The organism is Shewanella litoralis, from assembly GCF_009828585.1.
GTDB lineage: Bacteria > Pseudomonadota > Gammaproteobacteria > Enterobacterales > Shewanellaceae > Shewanella > Shewanella litoralis.
In genome coordinates this window covers 107,339-128,564 of record NZ_WSRZ01000010.1, presented here as the reverse complement: position 1 = coordinate 128,564, position 21,226 = coordinate 107,339, and the positions used below count along the sequence as shown (strand labels likewise).

General features: G+C 43.6%; 22 protein-coding genes. 5 read left to right on the top strand and 17 right to left on the bottom strand.

The window, feature by feature from the left end:
• Window positions 1-43: 43 nt before the first annotated feature.
• Together GQA99_RS10115 and GQA99_RS20655 are read right to left on the bottom strand one after the other, a co-directional pair.
• Complete coding sequence (locus GQA99_RS10115) at window positions 44-721, bottom strand: YiaD family glycine zipper/OmpA-like lipoprotein (RefSeq protein ID WP_160053763.1); 678 nt, start codon at window positions 719-721, stop codon at window positions 44-46.
• A 93-nt stretch (window positions 722-814) separates the two neighbouring features.
• Window positions 815-1,690, bottom strand: a complete 876-nt coding sequence (locus GQA99_RS20655; protein WP_189386214.1) for a choice-of-anchor H family protein — start codon at window positions 1,688-1,690, stop codon at window positions 815-817.
• A gap of 545 nt (window positions 1,691-2,235) precedes the next feature.
• Between GQA99_RS20655 and GQA99_RS10105 the strand changes: the two genes are divergently transcribed.
• From GQA99_RS10105 to GQA99_RS10090, 4 genes are all read left to right on the top strand, one after another.
• Complete coding sequence (locus tag GQA99_RS10105; protein WP_229785853.1) at window positions 2,236-2,577, top strand: PepSY domain-containing protein; 342 nt, start codon at window positions 2,236-2,238, stop codon at window positions 2,575-2,577.
• A gap of 3 nt (window positions 2,578-2,580) precedes the next feature.
• Complete coding sequence (locus GQA99_RS10100; protein ID WP_160053762.1) at window positions 2,581-3,264, top strand: response regulator transcription factor; 684 nt, start codon at window positions 2,581-2,583, stop codon at window positions 3,262-3,264.
• The gene (locus GQA99_RS10095) at window positions 3,257-4,585 is read left to right on the top strand and encodes an ATP-binding protein (RefSeq protein ID WP_160053761.1); all 1,329 of its coding nucleotides are present in this window, start codon (window positions 3,257-3,259) and stop codon (window positions 4,583-4,585) included. The genes GQA99_RS10100 and GQA99_RS10095 overlap by 8 nt, the downstream gene beginning before the upstream one ends.
• Window positions 4,586-4,709: 124 nt before the next feature.
• Window positions 4,710-6,164: a DUF3300 domain-containing protein gene (locus tag GQA99_RS10090; protein WP_160053760.1), complete on the top strand. Its 1,455-nt coding sequence runs from the start codon at window positions 4,710-4,712 to the stop codon at window positions 6,162-6,164.
• Between the two features lie 78 nt (window positions 6,165-6,242).
• On the opposite strand, the gene GQA99_RS10085 is transcribed toward GQA99_RS10090, so the two are convergent.
• The 7 genes from GQA99_RS10085 to GQA99_RS10055 all read right to left on the bottom strand — a co-directional run bounded on the left by GQA99_RS10085 (window position 6,243) and on the right by GQA99_RS10055 (window position 12,267).
• Window positions 6,243-7,631 carry an ATP-binding protein gene (locus GQA99_RS10085; protein ID WP_160053759.1) on the bottom strand — a complete coding sequence of 463 codons (1,389 nt, stop codon included), beginning with the start codon at window positions 7,629-7,631 and terminating at the stop codon, window positions 6,243-6,245.
• A 132-nt stretch (window positions 7,632-7,763) separates the two neighbouring features.
• Window positions 7,764-8,423, bottom strand: coding sequence for a response regulator (locus GQA99_RS10080; protein ID WP_160053758.1), 660 nt, complete (start codon window positions 8,421-8,423; stop codon window positions 7,764-7,766).
• 5 nt (window positions 8,424-8,428) lie between these two features.
• Window positions 8,429-9,343: an FAD:protein FMN transferase gene (locus tag GQA99_RS10075; protein WP_373291417.1), complete on the bottom strand. Its 915-nt coding sequence runs from the start codon at window positions 9,341-9,343 to the stop codon at window positions 8,429-8,431.
• 78 nt (window positions 9,344-9,421) lie between these two features.
• Window positions 9,422-10,717: a DUF3570 domain-containing protein gene (locus GQA99_RS10070; protein WP_160053757.1), complete on the bottom strand. Its 1,296-nt coding sequence runs from the start codon at window positions 10,715-10,717 to the stop codon at window positions 9,422-9,424.
• Window positions 10,708-10,944, bottom strand: a complete 237-nt coding sequence (locus tag GQA99_RS10065) for a DUF4266 domain-containing protein (RefSeq protein WP_160053756.1) — start codon at window positions 10,942-10,944, stop codon at window positions 10,708-10,710. Before GQA99_RS10065 ends, GQA99_RS10070 begins: the two co-directional genes overlap by 10 nt.
• Window positions 10,945-10,948: 4 nt before the next feature.
• Complete coding sequence (locus GQA99_RS10060; protein ID WP_160053755.1) at window positions 10,949-11,452, bottom strand: TlpA family protein disulfide reductase; 504 nt, start codon at window positions 11,450-11,452, stop codon at window positions 10,949-10,951.
• Between the two features lie 248 nt (window positions 11,453-11,700).
• Window positions 11,701-12,267: a cytochrome b/b6 domain-containing protein gene (locus tag GQA99_RS10055; RefSeq protein ID WP_160053754.1), complete on the bottom strand. Its 567-nt coding sequence runs from the start codon at window positions 12,265-12,267 to the stop codon at window positions 11,701-11,703.
• A 477-nt stretch (window positions 12,268-12,744) separates the two neighbouring features.
• Here GQA99_RS10055 and GQA99_RS10050 point away from each other — a divergent pair, with 477 nt between their 5' ends.
• The gene (locus tag GQA99_RS10050) at window positions 12,745-13,149 is read left to right on the top strand and encodes a hypothetical protein (protein WP_160053753.1); all 405 of its coding nucleotides are present in this window, start codon (window positions 12,745-12,747) and stop codon (window positions 13,147-13,149) included.
• Here the strand turns inward: GQA99_RS10050 and GQA99_RS10045 are convergent.
• The 8 genes from GQA99_RS10045 to pilW form a co-directional block, all read right to left on the bottom strand.
• Window positions 13,142-13,348, bottom strand: a complete 207-nt coding sequence (locus tag GQA99_RS10045; RefSeq protein WP_160053752.1) for a DUF3565 domain-containing protein — start codon at window positions 13,346-13,348, stop codon at window positions 13,142-13,144. The genes GQA99_RS10050 and GQA99_RS10045 overlap by 8 nt on opposite strands.
• Window positions 13,349-13,420: 72 nt before the next feature.
• Window positions 13,421-14,887, bottom strand: coding sequence for a ribosome biogenesis GTPase Der (der, locus tag GQA99_RS10040; protein ID WP_160053751.1), 1,467 nt, complete (start codon window positions 14,885-14,887; stop codon window positions 13,421-13,423).
• A gap of 103 nt (window positions 14,888-14,990) precedes the next feature.
• Window positions 14,991-16,223, bottom strand: a complete 1,233-nt coding sequence (bamB, locus tag GQA99_RS10035) for an outer membrane protein assembly factor BamB (RefSeq protein ID WP_160053750.1) — start codon at window positions 16,221-16,223, stop codon at window positions 14,991-14,993.
• Window positions 16,224-16,235: 12 nt separating this feature from the next.
• Window positions 16,236-16,856, bottom strand: a complete 621-nt coding sequence (locus GQA99_RS10030) for a tetratricopeptide repeat protein (protein WP_160053749.1) — start codon at window positions 16,854-16,856, stop codon at window positions 16,236-16,238.
• 14 nt (window positions 16,857-16,870) lie between these two features.
• Window positions 16,871-18,145, bottom strand: coding sequence for a histidine--tRNA ligase (gene hisS, locus GQA99_RS10025; protein WP_160053748.1), 1,275 nt, complete (start codon window positions 18,143-18,145; stop codon window positions 16,871-16,873).
• A gap of 89 nt (window positions 18,146-18,234) precedes the next feature.
• Window positions 18,235-19,350: a flavodoxin-dependent (E)-4-hydroxy-3-methylbut-2-enyl-diphosphate synthase gene (gene ispG, locus GQA99_RS10020; RefSeq protein WP_160053747.1), complete on the bottom strand. Its 1,116-nt coding sequence runs from the start codon at window positions 19,348-19,350 to the stop codon at window positions 18,235-18,237.
• A 34-nt stretch (window positions 19,351-19,384) separates the two neighbouring features.
• Window positions 19,385-20,425 carry a RodZ domain-containing protein gene (locus GQA99_RS10015; protein WP_160053746.1) on the bottom strand — a complete coding sequence of 347 codons (1,041 nt, stop codon included), beginning with the start codon at window positions 20,423-20,425 and terminating at the stop codon, window positions 19,385-19,387.
• Window positions 20,425-21,210 (bottom strand): type IV pilus biogenesis/stability protein PilW, encoded by a 786-nt coding sequence (gene pilW, locus GQA99_RS10010; RefSeq protein ID WP_160053745.1) that lies wholly within the window; start codon window positions 21,208-21,210, stop codon window positions 20,425-20,427. The genes GQA99_RS10015 and pilW overlap by 1 nt, the downstream gene beginning before the upstream one ends.
• Between the last annotated feature and the right edge of the window lie 16 nt (window positions 21,211-21,226).

Sequence of the window (21,226 nt, the reverse complement as noted above, 5' to 3'; positions counted from 1 at the left end):
GCAGTAAACAATTTACTTATTTGTCGAAATACAATTAAGACGATTACTTACCAATCGGTGTTAATACAATTTCAACACGACGATTTTGCGCACGGCCATCGGCAGTATTATTGCTCGCAATCGGACTGGCTTCGCCCATACCGGTTGATGACACGCGTGAACCATTTACGTTTTGGCTCGTGATGTATTGAGCCACTTCACTGGCTCGCACTTGCGATAAGCGTAAGTTGTAAGAATCTGAGCCTGAGCTGTCGGTATAACCAATCACGTTTAAGCGCGTGTCGTCATATTCTTTTGCCACTAGCACTACGCTGTTTAAAACTGACTTAGCCCGTTCACTTAACACAGTTTGATCAACGGCAAATGTCACTTCGTTTGGCATGTTAAGGATGATGTTATCACCACTACGAGTCACGCTGACGCCAGTAGATTGCAACTGCTTACGCAATTTCGCTTCTTGTACGTCCATGTAATAACCAATACCACCGCCTACCGCAGCACCCGATGCAGCACCAATTAATGCGCCTTTACCGCGATCTTTTTTACTTGCAGAAGCCACACCAATGGCCGCGCCGCCAATGGCACCAATAATTGCGCCATTCGTTGCTTTAGCATTTTCAGACTCGCCGGTGTAAGGGTTAGGTAATTGACAACCTGACAGCAACAATGCTGTACCCACTAAAGAACTGCATAACAACGATGTGTTTAACTTAACTAACATACTCTCTCCTAAATACTTATTTTTAATATAATAAGTAAAAACTGAGGACTTCAAAAAAACGTAATTCTACCCTAGGTAAATCTGATGTTTACGTTATTTTTTGTTCATAAAACTGCGACGGAACCAGGCAAACGCACCAAGCAAGCTAAAACTTAACCAGGACAATGCGCCTGCGTGAACCTCTTCGATATAGACTTCTTCAACATACACAGCATCTCTGTCGCTACTTTCAAGTGGCAGGGCATACAATGCATCCACATCATCACTGCTAATTGTGGCAACAGGGTCGGCATAACCGAGCTCATAAAGATCGATTAACACGTCATAATGATCGGTTTGATAACCATTAGCCAACGTCGTTAGCACTTCATAATCATCAAAGCTTGAATCGGCATTAAGGGTGAATACGTCAGTCGAGTAGTAATGGATCCAAGGGCCACCATTTTGACTTAAATATAATTCTGCAAATACATCAGCTTGCACATCACCACCACTGCTGTTGATATCGGCATCAAAGGTCACGCTAAAGGTCTGATAAAACCCGTCGTAATCGTAATCTTCAAATAATCTCGACTGGGCGTCATAGAAAGAAAAATCATAATAAATCACCTGGTTTTGCTGAGCCAAGGCACGTTGCTGCTGGCTGGCTTGGGTCGCTGCGGCTTTTTGATGTACCGCCATACGTTGTTCACGTGTGACTTTGGGGCTGGTTTGCGCACTGCCCGTTAATAAGCTTGCTTGTTGATGCAACTGCGCCACTCGTGTTTCGGCATTATTGTCAGAAGTGGCCGGCGTCTCTAATTGCCTTGCTTGACTTATTGCACCGCTCACTTGACTGATACTTTTTTCAGCACTGTATACAGTGGCAGAACTTAACCCTAAGGCACATGCAACACATAAGCTTAATCCTAATTTGACGGTATTAAACGATGAAGTAGTGTTGATTATGTTATTTGAATGCTGGTTCATGGTGATTCCTCACAACCTTAAATGTTGCGGTCATTAAAACCCACTCAAAATGAACACAAGCTGAACATTACCAAACGGTTAATCAAACCAAGATTATCAATCTGTCATTCAGTTAGTGTTCATCTGCATATCGGTATACTTGCCCAACAACACGTATTAACATCAACTGCTAGCGCAATTTTTTAAGTAGATGTTTCTATATAGAAAAGGATCTTTTACACTAGGGTCTGTTGATCTTTGTTGGTTGAATTTTGTTCGAGTTAAAAACGTTTTAATCGAGGCGAATGGATTGATGCCTAGTCATCTAAGCAACCATTTATTCGCAAAGATGCATTCAACAAAGAGTAAAACGTTTTTAGCCGAACCCTTCGGGCAGCGTTTGTTGGCCATTTTTACTGCGTTATCGACTTTTTATGTAGAATAACTACACCTCTAAGTCTCTGCCGCGCAGTTGTAAATGTGAATAATGGCCAACAATTCGCTGCAAAAACAACCTTGAAAGATCAACAGCCCCTAAGAACAATGAGGTAAATAGGATTAACACTATGCAGCGTATGTTCAAGCTCAAAGCCACTCTTTTAGGCTTAATGTTAGTGATTTCATCACCCAGCTTTGCTGGCGCTTCGCTTGTTTTATCATTAAATTCTGCCGCCCCCTTTGCACTTGTACCTGGCCCTAAAGATAACCGTCAAGGCAATAACCTTGTGGTCACCAGTGCCCAGCAAGCCATACAAATTGCCAAGCGTAGCTATTCAGGCAAAGTGTTAAAAGTACAATCTAGCAGTGTAAATGGTCATCCTGGTTATCGCGTGAAACTCCTCACCAACGATGGCGTCATATTTTATGTGTCTGTCGACGCCACTAATGGTTCAGTATCAAGGAACTAACTCATGAGATTATTACTGGTCGAAGATGACTTAGCCCTGCAAGCAAATATTAAGCAATACCTTATTGAAGCTCAATACACGGTCGATGTCGCCTCAGATGGCGAAGAAGGGTTATTTCAGGCCCAGGAATACCAGTACGATGTGGCGATTATTGATGTCGGGTTACCCAAACTCGATGGACTGTCGCTCATTAGCCAATTGCGCGAGCAAAATATCAGTTACCCCATTATCATTTTAACCGCCCGTGATAGCTGGCAAGACAAAGTGATCGGCCTTGATGCCGGTGCAGATGACTATTTAAGTAAGCCGTTTCAGCTTGAAGAGTTAGTCGCAAGAATTAATGCTTTAATCCGCCGCTCTGCAGGTAAAGCCAGCCCAGTCATTCAAAATGGGCCTTTTAGTATTAATACTCGTAGCCTTGAAATTAAAATGCATCAGCAGGTGGTTAATTTAAGTGGTTCGGAATACAAGTTATTTGAATACCTTATGCTGCATCCCGGTTCGGTGCATTCTAAAAGCAGTTTGATTGAACATATTTACGATCAAGATTTTGATTTAGACTCCAACGTTATCGAAGTGTTTATTCGTCGCTTGCGTAAAAAGCTCGACCCTGACAATCAATATCAGCTCATTGAAACACTGCGCGGCCAGGGTTATCGTTTACGCCAATTAGGGCAGCATGAATAAGTTATTGGGCTCGCTTAAAGTCCGCATTGTGGTCAGTGCATTACTGCTTATTTTAGTATTGCTGCCCATTATTGGCATTACCGTGAACAACGCCTTTGAAACCCAAATTAACGTGGCGGCAAAAAATCAGTTAAAAGCCTATGTTTATTCCGTATTAGCCATGGCCGAAGTGGAAAATGATGAATTACTTATGCCTGAGCACCTGCTCGAAAACCAATTCAATGTCATTGGCTCTGGTCTCTATGCTCTGATCACCACCAAAGACAATCAATTACTGTGGACCTCAAATTCGTTTTTAGGCTTAAACACACCGATTAACTTACCAAAACCTGCAACGGGTCGAAACAGTTACGCCAGCATTCTCATTAACGATAAACCGCAATTGATTTACAGTTTCAGTGTCAGCTTTGCCACCAGCGAACAGCCTTTTACCATGACGCTGCACATCATTAAAAACCAGCAAGAATACCAACAACAAATTAGCCAGTTTTCAAAAACATTGTGGACCTGGTTATTGATATTAATGGCGCTGTTATTTAGCGTGCAATTAAGTTGGTTATTATGGACCCTCAAACCCTTAGGCAAATTCAGCCAGGAACTCAGTGCTGTAGAGCAAGGTAAGTCGATGCAACTCAGCACCCAATATCCCATTGAACTGCAAAAGGTAGCAAAGCAGCTCAATACCTTACTGCAAACAGAACAAAATCAGCGTAAACGTTACCGTAACGCCCTGGCCGATTTAGCTCATAGTTTAAAAACACCACTCGCCGTAATGCAAACCCAGGCCAATTTAAATGACACCTCGCTTGAACAGATTAATCGCATTAATCAAATTGTGGCGTATCAGTTAAAGCGGGCGCAAAGCGCTGCAGGAACGGGGTGGCATCTTGGTGTGAGTGTTGATGATATTGCCACTCGTTTGGTGCGCACCTTGGGGAAAATATACCAACATCAAGCCTTGAGCATTGATTATCATGGTGATGCTGACGCCCGCTTTAAAGGTGATGAGTCTGACTTAACTGAAATGCTCGGTAACGTATTAGACAATGCCTGCAAAGCAGCCAATAGCCATGTGTTATTGAGCGTTAAGCAATTAGCCAATAGCTTACTGATCAGTATTGAAGATGATGGTGCTGGAGTGCCTAAAGACAAGCAACAGCAAATATTTGAACGTGGTATGCGCGCCGACACTTACGAACAAGGTCACGGCATCGGCCTCGCTATTGTGCGCGACTTGGTTGACAGCTATCACGGCACATTAACCGTTACAGAGTCGGCGTCTTTAGGCGGTGCCAAATTTGAGTTTGAATTTACTCATTAATAAAGTGCTGCAGCCTAGATAAAAATCATCGCCCTCTTTTATACCCTTTAGTTAACTTTCAGCTTATGTTCATCTTCAGCTCGCTATGATGAACATAACAGTCATCAATGACACTGGAGATAACATGAAAAAAGCCATTCAAACACCCGCTAAAGCGCTACTGGCGTTAGCCTTGGTTTGTATGCCATTAGCAAGTGTGCAAGCCGCGCAGCCAACTGAATCATATTCATACAATGCAGCTGATGATGTGGTGAGTGACGCTGAACTTGCGCAAATGCTCGCGCCTATTGCGCTATATCCAGACAGTTTATTAACCCATATTTTGATTGCCTCAACCTACCCGCTTGAGATTGTGCAAGCTAAGCGCTGGTTAGCCAATCAAGGTAATCGCGACACCAATCAAATTATGGCAGAAGTCGAGTCTCAAGATTGGGACCCAAGCGTTAAAGCGTTAGTGGCTTTTCCTAATGTGCTCGAGCGTTTAAATAATGATTTGGTTTGGACGCAAAACCTTGGCGATGCCTTTTTGCAAGACGAAGGCCGAATGCTCGACACCATTCAGGCATTGAGACAACAAGCTGACGAAGCCAATAACCTGGCAGATCTTGAACAGGTAAAGGTTTCGCGTGTTGAACGCCGCATTATTATTGAGTCTGTGCGTCCAGAAATTGTCTATGTACCGTATTACGACAGCCGTATTGTGTATGGCAATTGGCGCTGGAACCGTTACCCACCGGTATATTGGCATGCGCCAGCCTATGTCAACTATCGCCCTAACCATCATGCCATTTTTTGGGACAGCGGTGTACGCATTAGCTTTAACTTTTTCTTCAGTGGTTTCCATTGGCATGACCGCCGTGTAATAGCCGTACCTGTACATAAAAACTACCGCTACTACACACCACGCAGAATAAGCTACAGCCATGGTGCACAACATTGGCAGCACAAACCTAAGCACCGTAAAGGTGTGGCTTATCGCAGCCAGGTGATCAGCAAACGCTACAACGGTCACTATGAAAAACGAAATAAGCCAGTGAGTTACTCGCACGAGCCAAAGCGTCAACTCGCTAATGAGCCGCGCCGTGTTACGTCGCGAAATGATTCAATTAAGGTGAGCGAGCAACGTAAGCACATTAACCAAAATGTGAAACAAGACAAACGCAGTGAACCTGTTGAACATAGAAGCGCGCAGCTAAAACGTGAACTTAGCCAGCAACGTCAACCTAAGTCGTTTGAACGTAACAGTGAGCCAATGAAATCAACTTACGGCCGCGACAGAGAACCGGTGAGCCGCCAACGTGACGTAGTCAATACCAAGGCGAGAAATGACGTTAAATCTGTGGCTAATTCTATTAACCAACCACGGGCTCAGCAAGTACAACAAGCACAGCGTAATACCCGAGTAGAAAAGGTTCGTGAACCACAAGCTAAACCGATGCGCAGCCAACAACAAGAGGTTAAGACGCAGCGCCGAAGTGAGCCACAACAAGCGTCGCGAGCAATGAGTCAACAACGTGACAACTCAGCACGCCAATCGAGTCATTCACGAGACATTAAACCATCACGAGAAAGACAGTAATAAAACGAAAAAGATGAGTTGCTATATGCAGCTCATCTTTTTTTGTATTCAATGTTTCAATGACATTCAAAATGTAGGCTACACGATAATACTGACCTTGAGACCGTGTGGCTCAACTTGAGTAAAATGTAACTCGCCGTGATGTAAACTAATAATATGCTGGCAAATGGATAAGCCTAGCCCTGCTCCTTGCGAGGTATTTTCATCCACACGATAAAAGCGGTTTTTCGCTAAGCTGATTTCATCTTTAGACATGCCACGTCCTTGATCGATTACCTCTATCAACGTTTGCGCACCACGGGCAGTCGCTCGAATCGTAATGAGCGACTCTACAGGGCTGTATTTACAAGCGTTCTCAATAATATTTTTTAATACTAATTCAAGATAAAATGGGTCTGCGTTAATGGTCATTCCAGCGGGAATATCAATATGCCATTCGTAATCGACTATCACATGTAAGAGCTGATTGACCACATTATCAATACTATTTTGTAGGTTACAGTCAGAACGATTAAGCGCTTCAATGGCATCAACTCGCGATAACAGCAGCAACTGCTCAACCGTATGATTTATCCTATTCACCCCTTCGCCTATGGCATCAATGTAAGGCAATGTCATTTGCTGAACATCTTGATGCTGAGCTGACAACACATCATTTAAGCCATCGCTGTGTAACTTAATAATCGCTAATGGGGTTTTAAGCTCGTGAGCGGCATCAGCACTAAATCGACGTTCACGCACTATGGTATCGGCAATGCGCAACAAATAACTGTTAAGCGCTTTTTGCATTGACGCTAACTCCGTTGGCAATGTGAAGTTCATTGGCGTGAGATCTTGAGCGGGTCGCTTATCTAAATGACGCTCTAATAACTTAAGCGGTTTAAACAGAAAGTAGGTTAATAACAACATAAAAAACATCATGATGGGAGTAATAATCAATGGCGTTCGCCAGGTATTACTCACAATTAACGACACTAATTCCTGGCGCACATCATGCCGTTGTGCCGTAACAATCCACACTTGATGAGCCGCTGAAAAATAACTGTACACATGCCATAAATTGCCATTGATGTTGCGCGTATCATAACCTTGAGTGAACTGCGTTAACGTTTGCTCACCAGAACTGTCTGAATAGGCGAGTAATTGCCCGGTAGTCGACAAGAGTTGAAAAGACAGTTTGTGTTCATAAGATAGAGATATCGGGTTGGCTTTTTCGGCAAAGGTTTCGATATTGGAATCATCAACATGAAATAATATAGGTCGTGTCACCAACTGGGTAAGCTGTTTTTCCGTGAGTTGATTAACATAAAACTGCTCAAGCATTTTTGCCGTTTGCACCATTTGCGCATCAAATAGCTCTTCAACTTCATGCATGGCATCGCGAGAACTTAATACACTCGAAAACGAGACTGTAAGTACAATGCCAAGTAGCATTAACACGCTGAATAATAATCGTAATGAGAACATAACATCCTTTAAAAATCGTCACGAAGGTTGACTAATCACTTATGTACTTCCGTTGTCGATAGTCGATAGTCGATAGTCGATAGTCGATAGTCGATAGTCGATAGTCGATAGTCGATAGTCGATAGCACCACCCTACAGCGTCTCAGTCAAGATATAGCCGATGCCCCGTACCGTTTTAATTAATTCAGTGGCCATTTTTTTTCGTAAATGATGTATGTGCACCTCAATCGAATTACTGCCGACCTCGTCCCAACCATAAGTTAATTGTTCGAGTTGACTGCGGGTTAATACCCGTCCTGCTGATTGAGCAAACTCCAGTATTAACTGATACTCACGGCGTGACAATGACACTAATTCATCCCGAAAATGCACTTCACAACGAGTAAAATCTATGTCGAGTGCGCCGTAGCTAAATTGGTTATTGTCTAAACCATGCTGGCGTCGAATAATGGCTCGCAGCCGCGCGATTAATTCTCTAACATCAAAAGGTTTACTGAGGTAATCATCTGCACCTATATCTAAACAAGCCAAGCGAGTATCAAAGTCAGTATTCGCTGTGAGCACGATAATAGGTAAAGATACACCACTTCGGCGCCATTGTTTTAACAACTCGGCACCATCGCCATCGGGTAAGCCTAAATCTAGAATAATCGCGCTAAAATCTTCGTTGTTGAGTGCCACTTGCGCCTGCTTAAACGATGATAAATGATCAACTTGAATGCCTTCCTTAGCCAAACTCATTACCACGCCTTGGGCGAGTAATTTATTATCTTCAATCAGTAATACACGCATATTTTTTACCCTCGAAATACCTTAAAGTCGACACCTTGTTGCTGTAAAAAGGCTTCAGCCTCTGATCCTTTTAACATCGCCATGGTGGCTAACATTCCCGCCATCACACAATTAGGTGCAAGCACGGTGACAGACAAAGGCGCCTGCTCAATAGGATAACCCGTTGTGGGATTAATAATGTGGCCATAACGTTTTCCATCCACCTCAATATAACGGCGAGTTGTACCGCTGGTGGCTAGCGCACCTTGACGAATGGTTAAGAGTGCTGCGGCATTATCTAATTTTTGCGGGTTTTCAATTCCCACCTGCCAGCCATCGCTTTTGGTGATCGGACAGGCAATATCACCGCCAAAATTAACCAGCACTGAATGATGAGGCCAGCGCTGAGCAATCATTTGAGCCGCTTTGTCTACCGCATACTCTTTACCGATACCACCAAAATCGATACTCATCCCGACTGGCATATGAATATGGGTTTGCGTGATAGTGATATTGTTTAAGCCGACATGTTGTAAGGTTTGCTTAATATCATGTTGATGAGGGATTTGTTGCTGGCCATCAAAACGCCACAACACCATAAGTGGGCACGCACTGATATCAAATGCACCGTCACTCAATTGATAACATTGCTGGGCAAAATGCAATAAATGCAAGGTCTCAGCATCAACAGGTATCGCAGTACCGTGAGCATGATTTATCTGCCAAATGAGATTGTCTTCAATAAAACGGCTGAACTTTTGCTCAATCCGTTTAGCCTCCTGGTAAGCCATCTGTAGCATTTGCATGGCTACGTGCTCATCATTAACGGCCATCAGCACTTCACAAGGACTTGCCATTGCCTTAAATGAGCCTAAAAAACCCCATTTACGCGGCTGTAAGCTGATATTACTTACATGTGAATTTGACAAACTAGCGACCATAAGACTCTCGGTTTATAACATTAGGCCATTATTGCTCATGCAATAATGGCCTATGACTCTGATTACATTAGACCCACATTAAAACGAATAACTCACTTGAGCAACAATCGCTTTTACTGATGGGAACAAATCATAGTTTTGTAACTGCCCCGGAATGTCAGTGCCGTTGTTTTCAGGATTTTGCTGATAATACTCAAGACGATAAGTCATCTCATGCCCGCCAGATAAACGCTGCCCAAACTTAAGCCCGATGGTATAAGCTGTCATATCGCCAATGCGATAATCGGCGCTGGCATAGTCTGGTAGGGTATCGCCGGCCATTAAGAAAGGTTGATAGAACTCAGCCGCTTGTTGTTGGTAATAACGCAAGTGTAACTGCCCATAAAAACTCGGACTAAAGTAATAGCGATAATGCGTTTCCAAAGTGTGCGAGGTAATGTCCCAATCATCGGTACTATAGCGATAAGAAAAATCAACCACGCCAGAATCTAATGCACCTTTTGTCATCACATACACGCTGTGCTTTAAACGTGAATCCGGTCTATTCTCGTAGCGATACCCTTGAGTAATCCCATTGCTATCAACTTCACTCAAAATTTTATACGGGTCGTTCATATAGCCAGACACACTAGACAGACCATAGTTTGCTTGCATTAACCAATTGCGATTAAGAATTTGAGTGACACCCAACATGACATCCGATGTTTGCTTGGTATCATCGCCACTTAAACGAGTTTGATCAAACGCCGCTTGGTACTCTGCGTCACTGTTGTAGTTAGCCCGATAAACCATCTCACTAAAGGCAACAGGGCGGCCTCCTACAGGATCGACCACATCTTGTGTAAAAGCACCCGATAACGCCAGGGTGGTATTGTTTTTATTAAAGCTACGTTCAAGGCCAGCGTTTAATCCCATCGATAAGTAGTCAAACTCATTTGAGCCATATACGCCGACGTTACCTGTCCAATCTTGATTAAACACTTCTTGCCAGTTAGCACTTAACTGCACTCGCGTATCGTGGAAAGTATCATCAAGTGGAGTATCACCTGCGCCAACGGTGTACTCGCCTTTACCAGATGGACGTGTAAACGTTTGGCTTTCACCTTGAGCCACAGCGCCCGATGCAGATGAGCCCGTTAAACTGTCGACTACCACTTTCATGTCTAGTAACGAGGTGTCTCCAAACGCTTTTTGCACATTACCAATGGCCTCTACAGCTTGTACACGCTCTTGCTCGCCGTAATACATAATGGCAGCGTCCACTTTCCAGTCATCATTAGCTGGTACAGTTTCGACGGCATTGGCTTGGCCAATTAAGCTACAACTAGCAATGGCTAAGGCACTGGCAATGCTCTGTTTTGATGTTAGTTGCATCCACAACCTCCGCCCGCCAATGAACGACCACCGCTGGTACCTTCTTTACTGAAATAAATATGATCATCTAAAGATAAATCGAGTTTCTCGCTGTTTAATGCCATGTCTTTACGGGCAAATTGATCTTTTTCCCAAGGCTGAACACCTAAGCTTGAGCATCCCACAAGACTGCTGGCAATGGCTAACGCCACGACCGTTTTGCAAAAGGGTTTAAACACGTTAGTCATGAGTTTACTCCTGTAATAATGTTTGGATTTCTTGCTCGTAGGCAGAAATGTTCTCTTCAAAAAAGCCCATATGCGTTTGCACTAATTCGCCTTGGCGATTAAACAAAAAGCTGCTGGGCATTCCTTGTAAATCAAATGCTTTGGCAACATCACCTTCAGGATTAAACGTCAGATTAAATGTGGCAGGTATTTTAGATAAAAACTCATGAGCTAATGCAGTGTCAACATCAAGGTTAATGGCCACAACCTCTAATCCCTGTTGCTGATATTTAGCCTGCATGGCATTCATCCAGGGAAATGACTTACGACACGGCCCACACCATGACGCCCAAAAATCGACGTATACCACTTTACCAGCATATTGCTGTAGGCTAACGGGTTGAGCTTTAGCATCTAACACAGTGTGATCTAATGAAGGAGCTGCAATTACCGCGGTACTGATACCAAGTGCAAGGCTCAGTAAAGTCGCGGTGATGTTTGAGGAGAGTGAAAATAACTTCTTTGGCATTATATTTTCGCCTAATGACTAGATGAATAACACACTAGATGACCAATCTTAAGGTTTACTTAAGCAATAAACTGCACTCACAGAAATAGCTCAAGAGGTTATGTCTTGAGCTATTTAACCTCTCTAACCCTATTGTTGAAATCATCATGTTGGTCTTCTGCCATTTTGATTGTTTGTCACCACTTCAATCAGGCACATCGATGCAGCAATGGGAGAAGCAATGGGAGCAGACCATCACATCAGATTGATTAACCACCAATCATTTTAGAGACTACACCTTTATCATGACCGGCTTCTGCCAGCAAAATACCCGCCAAATGCAAACTGATAAACGGGATAAAATACCACAATGCGAGTTTGTGAATGGTTTCGACTTGTTGCTCTATGGCCTCAGGGCCAAATTCAAGTAATAACCCAGTGCTCACTGACATGGCGACGCCGGCATAGAATAACCAATACACCCATGCTTGAAATTTTTGCTTCGTGGTAGCCTGAGCACTGAATGCCGATGGATAATGCAGGCCAAATTTAACCATGTATGCAAAACGAGCAACAACAAATACGCTTACCGCATAGCCAAAGTAAATATGCCATTTAAACATCACACCACGGATCCCTTTTGCAATGCTAACGGCTTGCTTGTCGGTGATCAGCACATCAATTTTGGCTAAGCCCTGTGTAATCACCGCCGCCATATGATTTTTTTCCATCCACCCTAAGCGTAACAACACAGTGAGTAACATCACCATCATGGTCAAGGCTAATCCCCAATGCAACAGACGATGGAGTAACGGAAAATGAACTTGAGTACGCATATAAACCTCGATAGATTAAGATAACAACGCCATTATTACGTTATAACCTTAACAATCACTTACGGTTTATGGTTTTATACCAATTCTATTAATTATCTGGTCATTCAGCGGGAGTTCTGTGCCTTCTAGGCAAATAATAGAATTGTAGGCATAGTTGCTCTCGGCAACTGCTCCTGCGTTGCTCTACCTCCTGCATCCATGCAGTCGTACGTCAAAATGCTATTAAGCAGCATAGAAGGCACAGAAACCCGCCTTGCAGGAGGCACTCAGACCGTTCATTTCTTTGTTGCATTGCCTTAGAAGGGAATAACCATTATTTCAACAATGCGCCTCAAACTGAACAACCTGAGTGACTCTGATTGGTCACATAATTAATGGAATTGGTATTATACCAATTCTATTAAGTGCAATAAGATCTAATGAGCTACAAGCTGATGTCGGCGCTGCATAAAAACGATTTATAAATAGGACTTTCTCATGACTGAGTTTTTTAAACGAACCCAAACGCTTGCATTATTCATTGCCGGCTTGGGTACATCGCTAGGTGGGCTTTACACTATTGCGCCTCAATGGGCTTTGGGGCAGTTAAACCAATTACCCTATATTGTCAGCGACACGATATTTATCCAGCATTGGGGCTTCTTAGTGTTGATGATGGGGTGCAGCTTTTTAATTGCGATATTACGTAATGACTGGATTATCCCAGTGTTTTGGGTGGCATTAATTGAAAAATTATTTTTTGTCAGTTTAGTTATAGGCTATTCAAGCCAACCTTTTACTAATGGCTTTTGGTTATCCATGGTAATGGACAGTGTTATCTGCCTGTATATTGCCGGCTATCTATTGAGCGCTAGACAATCGAAAACGAATACTCTCAAATAGCATCTACAGCTTCTTCACGGTCACATTTTTTACAGCTAAGCAGCATACCTAAATGTTGCTGACGCCCAAGATCGGTAGTAACCCATTCGCGGACAGTCCAGGGTGGATTATGACGAACGTGCTGAAAATGACCACATATTAACTGCGCAACCCAATGACACTCTTCATCTTGGTGGTAAGCCATTATAGCTTGTTGCATGTATTTCCCTATTAATATGCCAGCAACAAAAAAAAAAGCCTGAACAAGTCAGGCTTTTGTTATCTATTACCGTTATTTTTTACGGTCACGAATATGTGTCATTGCACGCTTACGACGACGCTCTTGTCCTAAGGTTAACTTTTCAGTTCTGCCTTCAAACGGGTTAGCACCTTCATGGAAACGCAATTGGATTGGCGTACCAACCACTTTTAATGAACGACGGAAGTAGTTCATCATATAACGCTTGTATGAATCGGGCAGCTTGCTGACCTGGTTACCGTGAACCACAACAATTGGTGGGTTATAACCACCGGCATGAGCATATTTAAGCTTCACACGACGACCGTTAACCAATGGTGGTTGGTGATCTTCTTGCGACATTTGCATAATACGCGTCAACATCGAAGTGCTCACACGGCGCGTAGCACTGTCGTAAGCTTCTTCAATTGACTCATACAAATGGCCAACACCGGTACCGTGTAACGCAGAAATAAAATGAATACGCGCAAAATCGATAAAACCTAAACGGCGATCTAATTCACTTTTAACACGGTCTTTAACAGACTGATCAATACCGTCCCACTTATTGACGGCAATCACGAGTGCACGGCCAGCGTTTAAAGCAAAACCCAGTAACCCTAAATCTTGCTCCGCAATCCCTTCACGCGCGTCAATCACTAACAACACAACGTTAGCGTCTTCAACCGCTTTTAAGGTTTTAATTACCGAGAATTTCTCGATAACTTGATGTACTTTACTGCGACGGCGAACACCTGCAGTGTCAATCAGAACGTATTCACGACCTTCGCGCGACATCGGAATATAAATACTGTCGCGAGTCGTGCCTGGCTCGTCATATACCACAACACGTTCTTCACCTAAAATACGGTTAATCAGCGTTGACTTGCCTACGTTTGGCTTACCAATGATGGCCAGCTTAATTGGCAGGTTCTGTAAACGAGTTTGTTCGGCTTCTGCTTCTTCTTCGGTGTATTCACGCTCAACCTGCTCACCTTCTTCGTCAAGTTCACGGACAATGCCCATGGCCTCAGCGTAAGGAGTTAGCGCGTAGTCGATCATGTTTGTTACGCCACGGCCTTGTGCGGCAGCCATTTGGTAAACTTCACCTAAACCTAATGACCAAAACTCACCACAGGCTGAATCGGCATCGATACCGTCAACTTTGTTAGCAACCACAAAAGTCACTTTGTCACGGCTACGTAAATGCTGGGCAATGGCTAAATCGGCAGCGGTTAAACCGGCGCGGGCGTCGGTCATAAATAACACGACATCCGCTTCTTCGATCGCCGCTAATGACTGTTCAGCCATTTTTGTTTCGATCCCTTCTTCGGTGCCATCAATACCGCCGGTATCAACAACGATAAACTCGTAACCCGCTAAAAAAGCACGGCCATATTTACGGTCACGTGTTAAGCCAGGAAAATCCGCTACTAACGCATCACGAGTACGTGTAAGACGATTAAATAATGTCGATTTACCGACGTTTGGTCGCCCCACAAGGGCCACTACAGGGATCATGATTTTGCCTCTAAAAAACTTTTCAATAAAAAGCCCCCGGAACACTTCCAGGGGCTCTAGTGAAGACATTATACCTTAATTAATACAGAAATGGTCCTAGGACTTATTCTGCACTCGCGTCGGTATCTTCTTCAACTTTCATTTCTTCTTTGCTCAAGGTAACAATGGCAACTTTACCACTGCGACCCTGAACATAGATTTTGTCGTCAACCACGAGTGGTTGAGCATATAAACCGTCACTGTCAACTTGAATACGACCTACAACATCGCCACTACTGCGGTCGATGAAATGTAAATAGCCTTCTAAGTCGCCAACCACTAAATAACCTTCAACAACCGCAGCTGCCGTTAATTCGCGATTTTTAAGGGTTGAATTACTCCAAAGCTCTAAACCATTACGGCGGTCGACTGAGTAAATACGGCTATGATCGTCAACAAGGTATAAGCTCAAACCCGCTTCGGCTAGTTCATTGAAACTTGAATATTTGCGCGACCAAATAATACGGCCGCTACGTAATTCCATTGACACTAGGTTGCCATTGTAACTAGCAACATATAAGTTTTCGCCAAGAATTAACGGAGTCATGTCCACATCAGCCATACGAGTAAACTCGTTACCACCACTTGGACTGAAAACGGCTTGTTCCCAGGCGGCTTGACCGTTATTTTTTACCACAACAGCCACTTTACCGTCAGCGGTACCAACAAAGAATCCACCTGCTTCATAAGCTGCTGAAGAGGTACCACGTAATGTTAAGTTTGGCAGTTGGCTTTCGTATGTCCAAAGCTTCTCGCCAGAATCAACATTAAAACCTTCAAACGCGCCTTTAGCAGTATTGACTGCCACAACGTCTTCAGCCACCGTTGGTGCTGACAGTAATTCGCCGTTTGCTTGAGCAGACCATAATACTTCGCCCGTTGCTTCATCTAATGCAACTAACAAACCGGTCTCGCCACCTACAAACACTTTTTTACGTGCGGCAGTAACACCCGCAGCTAAACGAATACCATTGGTTTTAGTTTTAAGTTTCTGCTCAAATTCTTCGTTAAAGTTTTGCGACCATAACTCTTCACCAGTGACTTCATCAAAAGCAACAACAATACCACTGCGATCAGCGACAAATAATTTGCCATAACGCACGGTAGGACGAAGCTGCGAGTAATAATCACCTACGCCTTCGCCTACACTAGTGTCCCAACTGATTTCTGGAAACACAGTTGCTTGAATATCAACTAATTCACTGACAGGTTCTTCTTCAACATCACTTGAAGAACACGCTGATAAAAAAGCAACACTTAGCCCAACGGCAAGTAGATTTCTACACCACGACTTCATTGGCTAAATTCCTTATGCCTTGTTTAGGTTGTCTAGTTTCATTGTCAGCGCTGGGCTGGCTAACGCACCGCCATTATCAACCGCTGCTTGATAAGCTAACTTGGCTTTATCCAAATCACCTTGACGCACTAAAAAGTCGCCTTTTAATTCTTCACGCTGCGAAGCAAACGCTTCGTCAGTGACTTGCTCCAGTGTCGCTAATGCCACACCTAAGTTATCTTGTTCAGCTTGTACACGTGCTAAACGGATGGTTGCTACCATGCCTAAGCCTGAGCCAGGTTGCGCCGCAATCACTTTAGTTAATGCGGTTTCCGCTTTCGCTAAATCGCCCGCATCAATTGCCGCTTTTGCTACCATTAACTCAAGTAGAGCTTGATAACCTGCTTGGTCATGATCCGCGGTAAAGGCTTCTGCTTGGGTTAAAAACGCCGCTGGATTAGTTGATTGCTCAGCGATAGCTTGAAATGTCTCAGAAGCTTGCTCGGCAGACTCTACTTTCATCTCTGAATAAGTATTCCAACCGTATAGACCACCAAGACCAACCACTGCACCTACTGCAATTGAGGTACCGTAATCTTTCCAGAACTGCTTGATAGCATCTACTTGTTGTTCTTCTGTGCTATAAATTTCCACGTGCACTTCCCCTTTTAAATCAGTTCTGCAATTTTTGTCACCAGTTCAGTACGGGCGACTAATTGTTGTTCGTTGTTGTTTCGTAATGGTTTAATAGCAACTTGATTATTAGCAATTTCGTTTTCGCCAATAATTAACGCATATTGAGCGCCGCTTTTATCTGCGCGCTTCATCTGCTTTTTAAAGTTGCCACCACCGCAATGACTCATGACTTTAAGCGTTGGTAGCTGTTGACGCAACTCTGCCGCAACTTTAATGGCTTCAACTAAGCAATTATCGCCCATCGCTGTGACATATACATCAACTTCAGCGGCAATGTCGTTGGTTAGTTCTAAGGTTTCAAGCAACAATACAATGCGCTCTAATCCCATCGCAAAACCCACTGCAGGCGTATCTTTTCCGCCCAGCTGTCCGACTAAACCGTCATAACGACCACCCGCCAACACAGTACCTTGTGAACCTAAGCTCGTGGTTACCCACTCAAATACCGTGCGGTTGTAGTAATCTAAACCACGCACTAAGCGCGGATTGATGGTGTATTGGATGCCAACGGCGTCTAAGAGTTCACATAAAGTTGAAAAATGTGTTTTTGTGTCTTCGCCCAGGTAGTCCATTAACGCGGGTGCATCAGCTAAAATAGCCTGCACTTGTGCATCTTTACTGTCGAGTACTCGTAATGGATTTGAATACATACGGCGTTGACTGTCTTCGTCTAACTTATCTTTATGCTGCTCTAAAAAAGCAATCAAGGCATCACGATAAGCAGCTCGTTCGGCTGGATCACCTAGCGTGTTTAATTCAAGCGCGACATGATCTTTAATGCCAAGCTGCTCCCATAAACGGGCAGATAACATTAATACTTCAGCATCAATGTCAGCACTGCCAATACCGTACACTTCAACACCAAATTGGTGGAATTGACGGTAACGGCCTTTTTGAGGGCGCTCATGGCGGAACATTGGGCCCATGTACCATAGGCGCTGTTCTTGGTTGTACAGTAAACCGTGTTCGTTGCCAGCGCGCACTGTTGAAGCCGTGCCTTCTGGGCGCAGTGTTAAACTGTCGCCGTTACGGTCTTCAAAAGTGTACATTTCTTTTTCAACAATATCGGTCACTTCACCAATAGAACGCTTGAAAAGATCGGTACTTTCAACGATAGGCGTGCGGATTTCGCTGTAACCAAATGCGCTTACTGATGAGCGAAGCACCGCTTCGACTTTTTGCCAAATTGGGCTTTGAGTAGGCAGAATATCGTTCATTCCGCGAATTGCTTGGATTTGCTTTGCCACTGTTACTTGTCCAATTTCGAAATTAGCTTGCACTAATAAAATGTAAAATGACTCGTTAAGGTCGTTATTACCATTAACAAGTTGGAGAATTATTCTGTTTTGTCGGCAATCTCAATACGATTAGCCATCATCGCCGCTTTAGCGCGGATTTTGGCTTCTAAACCATCAACAATACTGTGGTTATCAAAGCGCTCTTTTTGGCGCACACCATCATCGTAATAGCCGCTTTTAGCATGACCACCGGTTAAGCCAATGTGCGATACCAAAGCTTCACCAGGTCCGTTTACAACGCAACCAATAATCGACACATCCATTGCAGTCGTGACATCTTCTAAACGACGCTCAAGTTCGTTAACGGTACTGATCACATCAAATTCTTGGCGTGAGCAAGATGGACAAGCAATAAAGTTAATTCCGCGGCTTCGGATACGCAGTGATTTTAAAATATCAAAACCGACTTTGATTTCTTCAACGGGATCGGCGGCTAGTGAAATACGGATTGTGTCGCCAATCCCTTCTGCTAACAGCATGCCTAACCCTACAGCAGATTTAACAGAACCAGAGCGTAATCCGCCAGCTTCTGTAATGCCTAAATGTAAAGGTTGGCGAATTTGCTTGGCTAGTAAACGATAAGACTCAACTGCTAAAAAAACATCAGAGGCTTTGACACTGACTTTAAATTGGTCAAAGTTAAGACGATCTAATATGTCCACATGACGCATAGCCGATTCAAGTAATGCCTCAGGTGTTGGCTCGCGATATTTGTCCATTAAATCTTTTTCAAGCGAACCGCCATTAACACCGATACGGATAGGAATGTTTTTATCGCGAGCACATTCAACCACACTGCGGATACGTTCTTCATTGCCAATGTTACCTGGATTAATTCGCAAACAATCAACACCATATTCTGCCACTTTTAAGGCAATGCGGTAGTCAAAGTGAATGTCAGCAACTAGGGGGATATTGACCGATTGTTTGATAATTTTGAACGCTTCAGCTGCATCCATTGTCGGCACAGACACACGTACAATATCGGCCCCGACTTTTTCTAATGCTTTGATTTGCGCAACCGTTGCGGCAACATCCGTGGTTTTTGTATTGGTCATCGATTGCACAGCAATCGGTGCGCCATCACCAATAGGCACATTGCCCACATATATACGAGTGGAAGGTCGGCGAATAATTGGGGATTCGTTATACATGCAAATACGCTCTACTACTGTTGCTTAAAGCTCGTTATGCTTTTGGCAGGGTTAATCTTGCGACTCGACCGTTAGCAAATTCAGCAAGACTGACTTTACTTCCGTCAAGGCTAATACTGGCGACCTGTGGAGCACCCAATATAACTTTGAAAGGTTTAAGACCACGCACTTCAACTGATTTTGCAGCCGTTTTAACACCATCTACCAACACTTTACCGTTAGCATCGGTTACGTTAATCCAGCAATCACCACTGAGTTCGATAGTCAACAATCCTTCAACACTTGAATTAGTTGCCACGCTAGTGCTGGTGTCAATGGTAGACTCAGCACTTGCCTGATTAAGAGTACTGGTTGATGCAGGATTTAAGGTACTGGCAGGCAATGTCGTTGGCTGTACTGCATTTGTTGTTGCTTGCTCAACAGTACTGTTTGCATCAATAACAGCTGCGCTAGCCGGAACCGTCACTGAACCGTCATTTGCAGGTAATGTTGCAAGCTCAGCACCGCTGTCAGCAGCTGCTTGTGTTAACACATTAGCGTTTTGATTTTGCTCTTGGGTACGAATAATTTGTTGTGGCTCGGGCATAGCTGAGTCGGCAGCAATTTCTTCAACCGTTGGCAATGACACATCAACGTCGGTCAATAAAGACGACTTTTGCACCCACCAAATCACCAGCATTGCAATCAAAACGGTAATGATAAAGTAAGTCACTAAGTTGAGACGGCTATTGCGGGCTTGATGAGTGGTTTTGCGCGAAAAGCTTTGCATTGCCGGAGGGACAATTTCAGGCAACTGATGCTTTAAGCATTGTTGTATCTCGTTGATGTCAGCATTAACAAAACGAGCATAATTCTTTATATAGCCTCTAACATAAGTTGTAGAGGCGATATTTTCAAAAATGTCTTGTTCAATATCACTGATAATTCGTGGACGTAAATGCAATTGTGTTGCAACGGCTTCGATTGACAACCCTTTTGCTTCACGAGCTGCTTTTAAAATAGCCCCTGCGGTAACAACATTTTTTAACAATGCCGCTTTTTCAGCGTCTTGTTCTACTTCGAATTCTTTAGTCATTAATTCAAGTTAGCTCTATAATTTTTGGCTTGTGGAGATGCAGGAAACTTCGCAATTAATAAAATGCCAAATCGTTTTACGGCTTCTGTGTTATTTGCCGCCTGCTCAATCTTGATCCCTAAGGCTAAACTTTCTGCTGATTCACTTACAACTCGATGGTATCTTGCGAGTTGTTCGCGCGCATCGCCGTAGTCAGCATCTTCCATGGCTAACTCGGTTAACTCTAATAAGGTTACTTTTCTTCTTTGATCATACTTTAACGCCATATTAAAATACTGTCGCGCTTTTTCTTTATTTCCCGCTTTTCGGCTGCATACCCCTAAGTTTTCGTAGCTTGAGGCTGTACGAGTATATTTAGGTGTATTTATTGCGGCTAAAAACATTTTTTCTGACTCAGCGAACTTACTTTGTTGGCATAAAAATACCCCAAAATTATTACGTGCATCTCCTGTCGCATCGCTAAGCACTATGGCGCGTTGGTATGATTCTTCAGTGCGGGCTAAATCTCCCACAGTTTGATAGTAATACGCCATTGCCACGTGCACTTCACTCATCTGTGGCGCGTATTCTACCGCTTTATTTAAATTGTACTTTGCTTGCTCACTGTTACCGCGATTTAAATAGGTTAGCCCCAATTGCATACGCTCACGCGCAGCGCCTACCTTGTCAAACTTACGCTCGGCAACTGGGGTATCTGTACCGCTATAGGTGCGTTCGGTGACACAACCGCCAACCGACATAGCCACTAACGTTATCGCAAAAACCTTTTGCATTCCATGCTTCATTTATAAGCCTATTATC